Raw genomic sequence first — 14,825 nt, 5'->3', positions numbered from 1 at the left:
ACTGTTCGAGTATAATGTTACGTTTAGATTCTTACATTAATAATCTATTTAAGATACAATTTTTCTAAAGCATCATTCAGATGGATTGTATTGTCCAAGTGTTTTAACTTGATCACATCTTTGATATCGATACCCCATTGCTTTATTCGTTCAAGGTGACTTGTAGATACGCTATGTTTGAAGTACTGCATCAAGGCTTGAAGTGGATTGAATAGGTACATATCAAGGAATGATTCATGAGACATTGGGTTGATTTGAAGTTGTTCTTCCCTCATTTTATCAAGTAGGTCAGATACTTGCTGTCCATTAGGATCGAACGGAACACGCATCATGAATTCATAACATAAGTCTTCAGTCGCCAAGACTGCCTTGAGATATGCAATCAAGCCAAGCGCTTTTTTGCAAATGTCGCAATCAGTGATAACCTCTTCAATAGTCCAAGTCACGTTATTGTTAGTTGCCACAGTGAAAATCCCCTTTGAGAGTGAAATAGTGGATGGTTTGATGTTTGCCAGTGTCATTATGTATTAGTCTCCTTTGGAGTTGGGATTGTGTTGTGCTTTACTTGATAATCTCATTGTATATCGAATTTCGTTAAATGTAAATAGTTATTCTTAATTAATTTATTGTTTTTCGATAATCTATATTTAATAAGTATTGTATGTTACAATAGTAACTATAGTAACTACACAATGAGGTGTTGAATTGTCCAAGATTGACATTAACTTAGATTCCATCCTTGAAGAATTGAATATAAGTAAGAACAAACTTGCTGTTGAAGCTAAGTTAAGACCCAACTTAATTACTGAAATGTCAGATGGTAAAACCAAAGCAATAAAACTTGAGACTCTTGCAACATTACTTGATACTATTAATCGAATCTCGGCTACACAAGATGGAAAAGTTTATGATGTTGCAGACCTATTCATTTACACTCCAGATATCATCAGAGTTCGTTTCAAATAAAGCCTTGCCTCTCCTCTGTTGATCTGCTAAATTTAAAGTATCCATTCTGGATATATAATCATCTAAAATATACAATCCGGATACTTAACTATCATTATATATCCGTTTTGTTTATTTTTCAATAGTGGGGGAATCATTTTGGATATTTTTTCTGCAAGATTGGAATTAGTTAGAGACAGAAAGAGATTACTTAAGAAGCAAGTTGCTGATCATGTCGGCATGTCGCCTCAAGGATATGGGAAAATTGAAAGCGGTCAGCGTGAACCCAACTTAGAAGTGCTTGCTAAATTTCCAAGTATTCTAGATGAGAGTGTTGACTTTTTAATTGGTGTAACTGATTTTGATAAATTTGGTGAAAGCCTTTATGATAATTACCATTCTGTTTGCTTTAATATTGCAACAGTTGAACGCGAATTGAGAGTACTTTCTCGCTATCCTAATATTTATGATTATGAGTTAGGTGATATTAAACCTGAGCAGATTGAAGCTCACAGAGTCAAATTAACTAAAAATTTGACAGTATTAAGCCTTCAAAAAGTTCAACTTAAAGATCGACTCATAAAATATCTACAGAAACAGATCCCTTTTGTATCCCCTGAAACTTTCAAGAAGATTGACTCTGTAACTAGTGAAATGAATAATCTGTTTATACCTCTTTCTCCTTCACCTGAAATTGATCAAGATCCACTTGATAATGAACAATAACTTTTAATACTGAAATGATTTCGGTATTAACCTGCATACTCAACCACCTAAACTAACTCTCAGGAGTTGGTTTTTTTAACTTCTGAGATCATCTTACAATGGATAATTCTTCCCGTCAACTTTTTTTATCTTCTAAAGTTATATATGTTTAACTTTTAGGTATTGCCAATACCTTTTTTTAGAGTTATCATTAAGGCAATAAATAGCCAAAGGAGATACGAAGATGTTGTTTAAATTAGAGAAGTCATTGCGAGAACTCGATATTACACGAAATAAATTAGCGGTCTATGCCGAAGTAAGACCAAATACAATTAATGACCTAGCTAATGGCGATGCAAAAAGGATAGAAATAGATACATTAGAGAAAATACTCAAGTCTCTGAATGAAATCTCGATGACCAAAGGTATGCCGCGCACCTACAACATTGAAGACATTCTAGAGTATGAACTCACAGATGATTTTATCAATGCCAGTAAGCGGAGGAGCATTATGAGTCCAGATGAATTTTCAAAAATTAAAGAAATTCTCACAGCTTATGGCCTTCATACGACTATTAAGACTTTGGAAATGACAGACATATGTGAATTTCTTTTAATTTTTGGTGAATACTTAATGGAAAATGGCGCAAAATTTGGTATGAAAAGCGACACAGGACAGCTAAGTGAAGTTAATGACACTTTTCTTAGATTGCGTCACAATTTAAATCTTTATGGTTTGGTCAAGTACAATGAAGTAGAAGTAAAACTCACCGACAAAGGTATTGAATTTGTTCAAAGATTAAAAGATTTTTAGTTCTTAACAACTCCGTTCATACATCGTATAGTGTGATTATAGTCCTATCTCTCTCTCCCAGAGATGGGATTTTGTCGTATTATGGGATGTTTTTTGTCGAATCTATGTTGAATTATGTATGATCCCGACTCTTTTCAACACTTGTTTAAAGCAGTTAACAAGGTTATACTAGTAATATATATCAACCAATAATAGGAAGTCAACAAATTTGTTCAAAAGATTAAACAACCGTTAAATGGAGGTGTTTCTAAGTGCAAACATTCTCATTAAATAATCAATTAGGTGAGTTGCTTAAAGAACTTAGAAGTAAAAAAGGCTGGAGTCTTCGGAAGGCTGGAGAAGAATCTGGAGTAAGTTATTCCTATATCAGCATGCTAGAGAAAGGTCTACATTCATCTACAGAAAAGAATTCAAAAGTATCACCAGAACAACTAAAGAAACTGGCAGATGCCTATGAATATCCCTACAACATGCTTATGATTAAAGCAGGATATACTGAAAGTGATTTAAACGAATCCTCTCTAATAGAGGAACCACAGTATTTCAACGAAAATCCTTATATAGTCAAAGAATCTATATCTAATACCTATAACATCAATAATTTCGAAAAAGATGAATTATATTATAAGTCGCTTGAAGATATTGTGATTAAGGAACAAGTCTATGAGTGGCGAGTAGCTTCGAATATAAAGACTGAAACCATTGGACAAAGATTAGTTGATCTACGTGAAAAGAGAAAGTTAACCATTAATGAATTATCTGAGCAATTAGTAATTAGAATAGAAAAAACAGGATTCACCTCGTATAAGAAATATCCACCTTCTGTATTAATTGACATCGAAACAGATAAGACAGAGCCAACCTCTTCATTTTTGATTGCTGTATCCGAATTTTACTCGGTCTCGTTTGACTTCTTATTAACTGGCTATGATAAATTGGAGAGTCTTGACCTAGAAGAAGAGAATGAACTTGAGTGGGAAGATAAGAAGTATACTTATGACGACAAATATTTACCATGTTCTAACGATGAGGTAGATAATTTGTTAAAGACCTATAGCAATAAAAACAAAAGTAACGTTAACTCAATGAACGATTTTCTCAAAGTAAATTACAGAAACAACTACAAATACTCTATAAATGAATGTATGCCAAAAGAAAATAAGGAATTTAAAGAACTCTCATCAAAAATCGATATTCTGACCAAAATCGTGATCAGTATGACACAGAATACGTCCATTGAAAAAACTAAAGTCGGTTCACTTTCACCAAATATAATTAATTCTTATCAGAATCAAAAAAAAGAAGCAGAGTCTAGGGAATAGTATCCCTGCTCTGCTTTTTACTGTAATATTTTACCGCTGTATTTGGTACTGTCTTAAACATATAATCAATTAGCAAGCATCCTTGTCACTTTAGGAGGTATTTAATGCGTAAAGCATCTCTGCTCTTAATTATAGGAGACATCATTGCGTTCATTGGATTTATTTTATACTGTTTTGACGTACATATAGTATATGTATATACTTTTCTAGGGATTGGTCTTTTTCTTATGATTATTGCTTTATGGTATTTGATACGATCTAAATAGTACTAGCAGCTAGTCATTTTGTCTATATATTAGATTGCCTCTATTGAGAGAATAGCACTCCATGATGATCCTCTCGTATACTTCTCGAAGCTGTATAAATATTTTTTCTTGATTCTCATCTAACTGCGATTCAATCCTCTGAACTGCAAATTCACCAATCTCTGGTTCCATTATGGAAACAGTTTTAATTAAAGAATTGTAACTATAATCAACAAGATACATAAATTTTTCATATGGCATACGATCAAGTATATTTAATTCTTTCTTATTAACATGACGGCTATGGATATCTATCGATTCTATATAACTAATACTACGTTGTTTATGATTGATAATTGTTTGCATTATAACACATCTCCTATAGCCTCTCTATACATAGTTAGTTTCATCTAAAAAGAATAATCCTCAACTTACATAGAGGGAACTCACCTAATATTTTACTTATAAAAACTCGAATAACACTATTTAACAAACAGTTATGATCCTCCTTGAACTAAAATTTTGTAAGAGATCCCTTCAATTGGAACAAAACTTTGTATCTTATGTAACAGATATTAGTATAAAGTATTGTACTTGTCAAACACAACTATTTGTACCTTTTTGTGTACATACAATAAGGTCAAGCTATAATATGTTATTGAGAGAATATTCTAGCATTAGTGAGGTATATATTATGAATACGATTGGTAAGCGGGTTAGGTTTCTTAGAGATCAAAAATGTAAGACTGTAAGTGAGGTAATTAACGGAGTAAAGATCCCTCTTTACGATGAGAACGGAGAAGAATATGGGTGCAAAACTTTGACCAAAGGTACAATTGGAAATTTAGAAAACGACAGAAACAAACCAAGCATTGATTTAGTTATTGCACTTTCTAACTACTTTGATGTTTCTACTGACTGGCTTTTAAAAGGAAAAGAATATGGCGAACAACTGATGAATACTGAGCACGTGGATACGAAACATCTTATAAACAATGCAAAAAAAGAAGTCATTCAAGAACTTGAAGAAACAATCTTTAGAATAAAACAGGATTTATGAAATCACGCTACAATTCTCCTATACCTACATACTCTTTTAGGGACAACTTATTAACAACATTCTGAAAAAGGGAGTGATAGTTCATTCCCTTTTTTTATACTCTACTTGTTAAACAATGCTAATGAAAAACCAACAAAAAGAAGAATCCTTTGTTGGACTCTCCTTAAAATAATTGAAATCATTCACTTTTAACAGCAATACTATTGATCTACAAGTGCACTTTCATCAACTAAACTTACACTAAAAATATATTGATTGTCATCTATAAAAGAATCATACATATATATCTGTGCTGCTTTAATTTCCTCACTAGTTTTAGGATATGCTTTCAAAAACTTACCGCTATTAGCCTCATAAATGAACTGTAGAATTTTTGATTCGGCGGATATGTTATTCTCACTACCATATAAGTTTAAAACTTCACTGGCTAACATTCCCACTTTTATCCCTCGAACAGTTTCAAAGATTCCTTCTGAGCTATTGCTCAACATGATTCCGATTAATTGATCGTTTTTATAGATAATACTTAGACCATCTTCATATGAAAACATAGTATCATCACCTATCTTTTCTCCTTTTCCTAATACTTTCTCTACTTCAGATCTAGTCATACCATAACTAACTTTTTCCTTTGTATGTACGTTGATAACCCCAATATCTACTTTAGAAATTGAATTCGATTTCACTCCACACGCTGACAATAATAATACTAAAACAGCAATTGATAAATACAATAACTTCCTCATATGCCTCCACCTTAAAATATATTTCCAAAGCAAAATGACCGCTCCCCTAGAGGTGGCGGTCTGACCGATGCTTTCGGATGTATATAATTATACCATAATTACCCTGTGATTCAATCACTTAATGATTTCACTATACTCTTACAACTTCTTATTAACCCTCTTCAATCTTCTTATTTCACTTAGCTCTTTTCTGATCTCCAATAAACGTTCCATTGGTATTGAACGATCTTTAGTTTCTGTTATCAAACTCTTATAACGTATATCAAGGTCTCCTGAATCTCTAAATGACACTATAACTTTTTGTTGTGATTGTGGTTTTATTTTTAATTTTTTGCGATTTGGAATTGAAGTTCTATTCAACTTCATTATCTGCTCAAACAGACTATCTTCAGGCAGCATAACATTCATTCCTTATGTGAGTGATGGATATATTGTAACATAATTATTGGTAGTAGGCATTTTGTCCATCAAAATCTTTCAATAATAAAAAAGGACAGCACAAATTTGCACTATCCATATCTTTTCCTGATCAATGTTAGTCTGTTCAACTTTATGTATTATTCTAGTTGTTATGTGAATAATTTAAATATATAAGTACATCAAAGCTTCATCAAAGTGAATTGTATTATCCTTCTTCTTCATCTCCACGACATCTTTAATATCAATGTTCCACTGCTTCATCCGTTCAATGTGAGCTGGAACCACGCTATGTTTAAAGTATTGAATGAGTGCTTGAAGTGGATTGAGCATGAACATATCCATAAACGCTCCGTCTGACATTGGATTGATGGTCAATTGTTCCTCGCGCATCTGATCAATTAATCTATTCACATCTACGCCAGTTGGATCAAATGGAACACGTATCATAAATTCGGTGCAGAGGTCATTAGTAACTAAGACAGCTTTAAGGTTGGCAATCAACGAAAGTGCTTTATTGCTTATTTCACAGTCCGCAATAACTTCTTCAATTGTCCACGTTGGTCTTATGTGGTTTTTTGTCATGGTTGATTGTTCATTTGCCTGTGTAATGGATGGATTGAATGCGATTGTCATATGTATTAATCCCCTTTGTGATTTTATAATTGTCTAAACGTCTGCAACAGATTTCAATTTAACCCAGTTAACTGAACATGTACGAATGGATAAAACACCGTGAATTAGTTTGCTGTGTTTGTACATATTTATTTACTCCCTTCTAGTTAAGTTTATGTTAAACAGCAACTTGTTTACTGCTCCTGCAATTACAATATACACATGCCTTCCGTGGAACTCTTACTGCGTGAATTTTTCACAAGAAATGTTTATATAAAGTTGTTATATGAATTATAAAATCAGAAATTCACTGAGAGTCGACATCCCACAAATGATAAATGTGTCCATCATAAAAGTGAGAACTTATATATTATTGCTAGAGCATTAAATCTCAAAGTTGACGATCTGACAGATAATGATGATCCAGACTCAAAATGAGCTCGGGTCTTTTTTTATACTCTACTTAGCGCAAAATCGTAAGCTGACTATACTAATACTTACGTTAGGTTTGTAAAATCATTAAACCATACTTATTGACCTATGTCAAAGCCAACTTTGTATTTACTAAGTTACTTGAGTGAATAGCTTGTTTAAAATACTCAAATACCGTTATACTAGTATTCATATACTAATTAACTAATATATAAGGATGAGTGACATGAATACTATTGGTGAACGTGTTAGAGAACTACGCACCAAGAAACGTTTGAGTATGGATGCACTAGCTAAGTCAATTGCTATTCCTCTTCGTGAAAAGGATACAAATAAGATACTTGCTTATAAGCCAACTACGAGTGCTTCTATCTCCAACATAGAAAATGATCGACATCGACCATCTTTAGACATGGCAATTGCTTTAGCTGAGTTTTTTCAAGTAAGTCTGGATTGGCTCATACTTGGTAAAGGTAATTCCCCTGAGAACATTGTTGAATTCTATAAGACTGCAGAAATTCAAAATGGCCTTATAAATGAATCTCAAAGTTACATGTATACTACCGATATTACACATCAGATATCACAAAACTTGATAGAACAACACCCGGAATTTTCAAAAAAACTGAAGGAGTACATCAGTGCTACTGTTGCTGAAGAAGTAAAGAAACAAAGTAAGAAATAATTCAAGAGAAAGTTAAAGAACATATCATCAAGAATATAACTTAACCCATTCCACATCTAATTGATGTGGTTTTTGTTCTCTTAGATATATCACTTAGATGTTTAAGTAAGTTAATTAAATCATGAGCAACTTCAATTGTCAATCTTAGTTTATTCACTTAAAAAATTAAGTAACCGTATATTTCTCAAATTTAACTGTTATAATAGACTCAAGTACATAACTTAGTTAGAGGTGTTTCTATGTATAGCATAGGTTATAGGGTTAGATTTCTTAGAAATAGTGTCAATTTAACAATGGAGCAGTTAGCAAATAAAATCTTGTTACCTGTGTTAGATAAAACCACAGGGGATGTATTAGGGAGCAAGCCAGTGACATCTGGCACAATAAGTAATTTAGAAAATGATAAGCACAAACCAAACATGGATCTCATATTGGCACTATCTGATTTTTTTGATGTTTCTACTGATTGGTTGATAAGAGGAAGTGAATGGAAGGGTCGGTTGATGGATAATTTAAGTGCTGAGGAAACTCAAGAATTCTATGATAGCATACGTGATGAGAAGCTTAAAGAATTGGAAGAAATGATTAAAGAGTTAAGAGCAGATTTTGACTCAAAAAAAGACCTGCAATGAGGTCTTTTTGCTGTTAACTTTCAACTTTTAAGCATTCATTAACCAAGGATCTAACAAAAGGATCAAGGTGTTGTTGTACACCTCCATGTTTAATCATTAAATACTGGAACTCTACACCAGAAATAGGTTTTCTGAATATATCTTCACCATCATAAGATGTAAAATGAACTGTTCCCCCTCTAGCTAAACATTCAAGCGATTTCCTATGTGCATCTAAAGAAAACGCTACACCGAATACTCGTGTGAAATCCTCATTATCTGACTTAGATGTTACTCCTAAGATTATTCCTCGTTCCTCTCCTAGTATCGTTGCGTCTATTCGTACTTCGCTAGGCACAGCAGCGTGAACACCTTTAACTTCCTCTACATTGAAAACAAAAACCGAGTCCTCTATCTGTGCAATCTTTCTCATACGGTGAATCCTATTTGTTTCTTGGATTCTAAAATTTGTTCTTCCGTTTGAAACTGTTGTTCGTAATTCCACTGTTTAATTGTAAAGAAAGCACTCTTCACACTAGATACAATTAATTCCGATGCAGTCTCTGTAAACTCATCGTGAGTTCGTTGAACACTCAATTGATCAGTCCATCCTACTTCTTTATTCAAATAAAAGTTCCCGTCTGCATTCACAAGTAAATCAAATAGTGTCACATATCCTGTATCTTCGCCTTTGAAATAAAACGATACTCTTCCAGTAAAACGAGATTTATAATTGGAATCAGTCAATACTTGCGTCAAATCGTCAATGTATTCTCCCTCATTGAAATGAGATACAGCGACTTTATCATGTAAAACAAGAAAGAACTTCATATCAGATGTTTCAAAGCTGAACTTTTTGGAAGAAGACGTAGAAATCCCTACCTTTGGTGAAATTTCTGAGTGTCTAATCATTGCGTTAATATTCTCTACCAATTGATAAAAGTATACTTGAGCTTTTTTGTAAGTACTCGCTTCAAGTTGATCAAGCATTTCTTTCTTCTCAAAAACTTGGACTAAAGACATAATACCACTCCCTAATATAGGCTTATAAAACCAATTACATAGGATAATAATACCATAATATTGAATGATATTCTAATTTCCCTACTCAAACATAGTGGATTAGCTCTCTTGAAGTTTTGAGAGTAGGATGTACAATCTGTGAGGGTAAATAAAAAAGCCCTCTAAGGGGCTGTATTTGAGAAATCGGGTTTGAAGTATCCAGCATCAACCATCCAACTTGCCCAAATTGATTCAGTCAGATCGGCTAGACCATTCCATGATATTAGAGTTAGTTCATTAAAGCTTGGAACATATTTGTATAGTAAGATCGCAATTGCTGCGACTCCAAGTATAAATAGGTATTTGATTGCATCCAATTTGATTGCACCAAATTTAATTTCGCGTATGTTATTCATCTCCTCGATAGTTATAGGAATATTATACCATGAGGTTGAGCACTTCTAAAATACGTATAATAACCGTCACAAAAATATATTTGTTCGTCTCGCAAATGCATACCAGTCAAGGGCTTGCCCCATTTCTCAAGCGTCACAAAAAGCGTCACAAAAATGAGTCATAATTGATTTTTTTGAGCATTTTCCAAGTCCTTTTAAACACTTTTGAAAACGAATGAAAGCTTGTCCAATATGGGTTCATGACGTGTACCAGTACTTTGCGACTCTATTCCAAAAAGGGGTACGGTAGTTGCTCCGCACATGATATATCCTTTGGATGTGTTAATGGTCAGCAACGTTGTTTTGGGCAGCTTGACTTCTACCCCAACTAATACATGTTCTCCAACTACAATAGGCTCCATCGTCACCATAATTTCCCGATCCACCTCCTCTTCCACAGGTCACGATAATTGTATGCCTCATTCTGGATTGTCGTGTGGACACCTGCCGTGTTTGAGAAAATGTAGGTACTTACAGTTCAGATACAATGTTGGTCATGATACATTATAGAAGAATATGGAGGAATTGATATTTTGACTGCCAAGTATTACCTAAAAGTGGGAATGAGCATGATTATCGGACTATAAAATGGCTCAAAATGAATGGGGAAATTTCATAGGGAAATATCCAAACTTTAAAGAAACAGTGAACCGGCGAGATCTGTATCCTCCATTTGAGAGAGCGGTGCCTTTCGTGAAAAACTCCTGAAGCAAGCCATTCAGATTTTCATTGGAAGCCCGCGGCCAGAGGACTAGGAGGAAGCAAAGTAAACCCTGAGGTTTAACTGTAACCTCTAAATAATAAGACTTGATGTCGTACAGCATGATCAATCATTTTTTGATGATAGTATAAATTTAAATTATACAAGGGGAGCACTCCCCCCCTTGCGCATCACCATACCAAAAATTTTAACTATGATTAATACTTCACCCAACCATTGGTGGCATTCATATTTTTTTTAGTAGAAGTTGTATAGTAATACTTATTAGACGGTGTTGAAGCTTTAATGTTAATTCCTAATGTATCACTAACAAAACCTAAAGATGCGGTTGCTCGCATAGTCCAAGTCCCTGTGGCATTAAAGTATCCCTCTGAAATGTACCCCGGACTATTATTTGATGTCTCACTTAGAGTGAATCCTGGATTCCGATTTAGATGTCCTTGGATTACTTGAAGAGGCTTAACAGCTGCATTTCCATTGTGCTCCCAACTAACTGTCAAAGTTATTGTGGATGTATCTACACCAAATATGCTCAATTTCTCTGACCTGCTCACCGATGCCGCTTGATTAGCTCTAGCCGCAAAAGCGCCAGCTGATAATTGATTTGCTTGAACTTGATCAGTAGAACTGGACTCTATTTCAATTGGTATTTCTTGATTAGAGCTTTTATACGATGAAGTTTCGTTACCAGACAACATTTCGCTCATTGCATTTACATATTCTTCTGAAAAAATAAAACTTAAGAAAGCTTTTTGTTTAGTTGTTGGTAAACTATTAAACTGCTCTAATGTCTGAGTAGCTCCAGTATCCCCATCATTAATAAGTTGTATCAAATACTCTGTATATTGCTCAGGTGTATATACTTCAGGTTCAGGAGTATCTTTCGCAGATGCCATGGATGCAAATATCGTTGTTACTAGAATTAGTGCAAGAGCACTCTTTGAGAATTTCCTTAACATTGAATCATTTCCTCCCATTTGGTTAATATATTAGTATTGGCATGGTGATTTATATATGTTACCATTAATTAGGTGATTTGAAACAGTTATACTAAATTATCATCAAGAAGGTGGAGGATAATATGAAAAAATATACCCTACTATGGGCCGTTCTTGCTGTCATAGTAATACTAGCAATTATGTACATCTTTACTGATATAGCTTGAAAAAGAGATCTTGAATTTATTTCTCTCAAATGTCCTCCTCACGCTTTCAAGGACATTTATAAAAAGGATAATTGCAGTTGATTTATTTATTAAAAAAATGATTCCTGTGGTTATACCCATAGTAAGCTCAACTCGGATTTAAAAGTATACATTCGTTGTTACTTTTGAGTCCGATTACTTTCAGGTAGATTTCATAAAGTTAACAAAAGAATACCTGTTCTCAGATTAACATTAGAGTTTCAATATTTATATAAGACGAATCTCGTTGGATAAGATTGTCGTGAGATAATTAAAGTTCTCCGTCACAATGACGGTGACTAGCACCTATATTAGAATTTGAAAGAGGTCGTTTTTAAGCAAAAACATAAACTTAATCTGCAATTATGCAGTAAACTTAGTAGTCCTATACTCGGTTTAATTTAACAGGTAGTATGTTGAACAACATGCTTTTTAGGTACACTAATCATATTTGAGCCGTGAAAACTGTATGTCATTGTGTCCAGCCTACCTTAAAACATATGCTCATCATTCTTTAATCGTCTTATCTCCATTAACTCTCTTCTAATCCCCAGTACACGTCTATGAAGTACACTTCGATCTATTGATTCAGCTACCGACTTTTTGAACTGGACATCCAAATCACTTAATTGCTCCTGAGCTAGTTTCTTTTTATGTATTGGTTTAACTTGAACTTTTGTAGTTTCAGGCTTGATAGGCTTCAATCTTTTCTGCTTCATAATCTGTTCAAATACACTGTCCTCTTGATGCATGGTCTTCATTCCTTAATGTGTGATGAACACATTGTATCATAACGAGAAGACGACTGTTACACAATAAAGTACAGATGCTTAGGGATGGACATGAGCCTAAACGCAAAAAAAAGAGGGCCAACGCCCTCTTTGATGATGTACTCATTTTATAAAATGTAAAAATACGCTTGATTTCCTGGACTCTTCACAATTACTGTGGTCACTAAATCACCGGCATCCCGTTTACGGATACTTGTGATCGAATCCAATTCTTCATTTGCAATAACTCTTGGTCGGATATACGCAGCCAGATCAGGCTTGGAAATTGTCATTTCAGTAGCCATATCGACAATCTGTCTCACATCTACTGTAGACTGCATATCCTTCCACTCTCGCACCTGAAGATAGCTATCCAAGTATTCTCTTTCCTTGATACTAATGTGTGCATCCAAAACATCCATATACTTGACCTCAATGCTGGAAAGCACATCAGGTCTTGAGATATATAATTGCCCAAGCTGTTCTTCCAAATAAGGAATCTCAAGACTGCCTGCCCTCTCATCATGATTTAATGCTCTGACTTGAAGAACACTATTCAGATCAGGCTTATTAACCTTAATCTCCGAAATCACAGTCGAATCACCATCGTACATGACCGTAAGCAAAGACCCCAACGTTGAAGTTGCTTTTATATAATTGGAGACTTCCAATGAAGCATGAAGATCTGGTACGGATACAATTAGACTCGTATCCCGTCCATCATCGAGCAGTTGTGATATCGTTAACGTACTAACTAGAGACATTTGTCTATCTACCGTAATGACTGAAAGCAAGTCAGGATGAGACACTGCGATTTCTACAGTTTTTTCATCGTCCAGACCTGTTCTAACGGCAAGATTACCGTCTGTATCCTTAGTTGTTCGTATGGCGGTAATGAACTGCGAATGAAGCTCGGGCTTAGAAATAGAAACCCATGTTTCCTTCTCTTCTGTCCTACTTTCAGCAATAGAAATGTTCGAATCCAGTTCTGCATCTATACGTTTAGCTACTATCAGATCTACATCCACGTCCGGACGGCTGAGCGCGATTACTTGAGGTATATCATGATGCATGTGATCTTCATAGCGGTGGACGTACAACTGAGATTTGAGCCAATCTAGCCCAATATCACTGTGTACAACTAACGTTGAAGCTATGTCCTTGTGGCCTACACCATAAATAAAAACTTCGCTTTCAATTTCGGTTCGACCGATGGAATAGACTTTAGAAGTGATATATTTAATCTGCAAAACAGGTGGTTTGGAAGACTCGCGAGTGTTGAAATAAATCGGCGTGTTGCCGCTAGACTGAATAATCATTCCAACATTCGAATGAATACCTTCTCTCCACATTTTCAGTAATGCCATCATATCAAACTCAACATAACGTTCAGTTGTATCTATGATATAGCTGGACGATAAGAGCTGAATGGACCGAGGTCTGTTCGCATACGTAATCCCGTACTCACGCCACAACGTATCAGGCTGATGCAGCTCAATGTGTGCTCCAGGTGCCAGGTTTCCTGTGTAATATAACCTCAATTTAGCGTCTTCCAGATATAACAGATCAGGTATTCTAGTATCCAAATCACCGAAATGTATAAACGATTCGAATTGCTCTATCTCGTCTCTACCGATCATCATACGCTGTGTATCACCAAAGTTGAGCGTCTGCAGGTGAGTTTGGCTTCGTGTGGTCGCATCAGCAACAGGCTTAAGATTAACAGTTACACGCGGTGCTTCCAGTAATTCATATTTGCCGTGTGCACGGTTATGTGGGCGAACGTACAACATGCCTTCAAGATCAACTTTGGATGCCGCTTGAATGGTTGCGCCCAGATCTCCTTGCGATCTATACATCACATATAGCGAATTGCTCAATTCCTCTGACCGTCTGATACGTACGGATACACTAGAGACGATCTCGGACACTTTTCTTGTAGCAGCTATTAGGGTTGAAGACAGTTCTTCATCCACCTGATTGTACAGAATATACTTTGCTGTAAAACGATTTTCCGGACTTTTAATATGTATATAACTATCTAATGAAGTCTCCCCGTTATTAATTCCACTCACTTCCTGTCTCATTGTATTGAGA

The 14,825-nt window shown here is 34.9% G+C and carries 17 protein-coding genes and 1 pseudogene; 7 read left to right on the top strand and 11 right to left on the bottom strand.

The window, feature by feature from the left end; genetic code table 11:
* Window positions 1-44: 44 nt before the first annotated feature.
* Window positions 45-521, bottom strand: a complete 477-nt coding sequence (locus MKY95_RS10000) for a hypothetical protein (RefSeq protein ID WP_339198493.1) — start codon at window positions 519-521, stop codon at window positions 45-47.
* Window positions 522-705: 184 nt separating this feature from the next.
* Here MKY95_RS10000 and MKY95_RS09995 point away from each other — a divergent pair, with 184 nt between their 5' ends.
* From MKY95_RS09995 to MKY95_RS09980, 4 genes are all read left to right on the top strand, one after another.
* The gene (locus MKY95_RS09995; RefSeq protein ID WP_339198490.1) at window positions 706-966 is read left to right on the top strand and encodes a helix-turn-helix transcriptional regulator; all 261 of its coding nucleotides are present in this window, start codon (window positions 706-708) and stop codon (window positions 964-966) included.
* 138 nt (window positions 967-1,104) lie between these two features.
* Window positions 1,105-1,671, top strand: coding sequence for a helix-turn-helix transcriptional regulator (locus tag MKY95_RS09990; protein ID WP_339198487.1), 567 nt, complete (start codon window positions 1,105-1,107; stop codon window positions 1,669-1,671).
* Between the two features lie 223 nt (window positions 1,672-1,894).
* Window positions 1,895-2,464: a helix-turn-helix transcriptional regulator gene (locus tag MKY95_RS09985; RefSeq protein ID WP_339198484.1), complete on the top strand. Its 570-nt coding sequence runs from the start codon at window positions 1,895-1,897 to the stop codon at window positions 2,462-2,464.
* Between the two features lie 251 nt (window positions 2,465-2,715).
* The gene (locus MKY95_RS09980; protein WP_339198481.1) at window positions 2,716-3,786 is read left to right on the top strand and encodes a helix-turn-helix domain-containing protein; all 1,071 of its coding nucleotides are present in this window, start codon (window positions 2,716-2,718) and stop codon (window positions 3,784-3,786) included.
* Window positions 3,787-4,061: 275 nt separating this feature from the next.
* Here MKY95_RS09980 and MKY95_RS09975 read toward each other — a convergent pair whose 3' ends face one another.
* On the bottom strand, window positions 4,062-4,397 hold the full coding sequence (locus MKY95_RS09975; protein WP_339198478.1) for a hypothetical protein: 336 nt from the start codon (window positions 4,395-4,397) through the stop codon (window positions 4,062-4,064).
* A gap of 328 nt (window positions 4,398-4,725) precedes the next feature.
* On the opposite strand from MKY95_RS09975, the gene MKY95_RS09970 reads away from it, so the two are divergent.
* Entirely contained in the window at window positions 4,726-5,091 is a 366-nt protein-coding gene (locus tag MKY95_RS09970) for a helix-turn-helix transcriptional regulator (RefSeq protein WP_339198476.1), read from the top strand.
* 200 nt (window positions 5,092-5,291) lie between these two features.
* On the opposite strand, the gene MKY95_RS09965 is transcribed toward MKY95_RS09970, so the two are convergent.
* The 3 genes from MKY95_RS09965 to MKY95_RS09955 all read right to left on the bottom strand — a co-directional run bounded on the left by MKY95_RS09965 (window position 5,292) and on the right by MKY95_RS09955 (window position 6,890).
* Window positions 5,292-5,837, bottom strand: a complete 546-nt coding sequence (locus tag MKY95_RS09965) for a hypothetical protein (RefSeq protein WP_339198473.1) — start codon at window positions 5,835-5,837, stop codon at window positions 5,292-5,294.
* A gap of 138 nt (window positions 5,838-5,975) precedes the next feature.
* Window positions 5,976-6,236 carry a hypothetical protein gene (locus MKY95_RS09960; RefSeq protein WP_339198471.1) on the bottom strand — a complete coding sequence of 87 codons (261 nt, stop codon included), beginning with the start codon at window positions 6,234-6,236 and terminating at the stop codon, window positions 5,976-5,978.
* A gap of 183 nt (window positions 6,237-6,419) precedes the next feature.
* On the bottom strand, window positions 6,420-6,890 hold the full coding sequence (locus MKY95_RS09955; protein WP_339198469.1) for a hypothetical protein: 471 nt from the start codon (window positions 6,888-6,890) through the stop codon (window positions 6,420-6,422).
* A 637-nt stretch (window positions 6,891-7,527) separates the two neighbouring features.
* Here MKY95_RS09955 and MKY95_RS09950 point away from each other — a divergent pair.
* The gene (locus MKY95_RS09950; RefSeq protein ID WP_339198466.1) at window positions 7,528-7,986 is read left to right on the top strand and encodes a helix-turn-helix transcriptional regulator; all 459 of its coding nucleotides are present in this window, start codon (window positions 7,528-7,530) and stop codon (window positions 7,984-7,986) included.
* Between the two features lie 239 nt (window positions 7,987-8,225).
* A complete protein-coding gene (locus MKY95_RS09945) occupies window positions 8,226-8,618 on the top strand; it encodes a helix-turn-helix transcriptional regulator (RefSeq protein ID WP_339198464.1) in 393 nt (130 codons plus the stop codon).
* A gap of 13 nt (window positions 8,619-8,631) precedes the next feature.
* On the opposite strand, the gene MKY95_RS09940 is transcribed toward MKY95_RS09945, so the two are convergent.
* The 6 genes and pseudogenes from MKY95_RS09940 to MKY95_RS09915 form a co-directional block, all read right to left on the bottom strand.
* Window positions 8,632-9,030: a hypothetical protein gene (locus MKY95_RS09940; protein ID WP_339198461.1), complete on the bottom strand. Its 399-nt coding sequence runs from the start codon at window positions 9,028-9,030 to the stop codon at window positions 8,632-8,634.
* Entirely contained in the window at window positions 9,027-9,620 is a 594-nt protein-coding gene (locus MKY95_RS09935) for a hypothetical protein (protein ID WP_339198458.1), read from the bottom strand. The genes MKY95_RS09940 and MKY95_RS09935 overlap by 4 nt, the downstream gene beginning before the upstream one ends.
* Window positions 9,621-10,305: 685 nt before the next feature.
* Window positions 10,306-10,425, bottom strand: a pseudogene (locus tag MKY95_RS09930) (DUF1805 domain-containing protein); the annotation flags it as partial.
* 547 nt (window positions 10,426-10,972) lie between these two features.
* Window positions 10,973-11,734, bottom strand: a complete 762-nt coding sequence (locus MKY95_RS09925) for a hypothetical protein (protein ID WP_076318347.1) — start codon at window positions 11,732-11,734, stop codon at window positions 10,973-10,975.
* Window positions 11,735-12,449: 715 nt separating this feature from the next.
* On the bottom strand, window positions 12,450-12,710 hold the full coding sequence (locus MKY95_RS09920) for a hypothetical protein (protein WP_076318346.1): 261 nt from the start codon (window positions 12,708-12,710) through the stop codon (window positions 12,450-12,452).
* Window positions 12,711-12,856: 146 nt separating this feature from the next.
* Window positions 12,857-14,815 (bottom strand): DNRLRE domain-containing protein, encoded by a 1,959-nt coding sequence (locus MKY95_RS09915; protein ID WP_076318345.1) that lies wholly within the window; start codon window positions 14,813-14,815, stop codon window positions 12,857-12,859.
* Between the last annotated feature and the right edge of the window lie 10 nt (window positions 14,816-14,825).

This window comes from Paenibacillus sp. FSL P4-0176 (assembly GCF_037975265.1).
Taxonomy (GTDB): Bacteria; Bacillota; Bacilli; order Paenibacillales; family Paenibacillaceae; genus Paenibacillus; species Paenibacillus amylolyticus.
The sequence above is the reverse complement of the archived record's forward strand: the minus strand, read 5'-3'. Positions and strand labels throughout refer to the sequence as shown.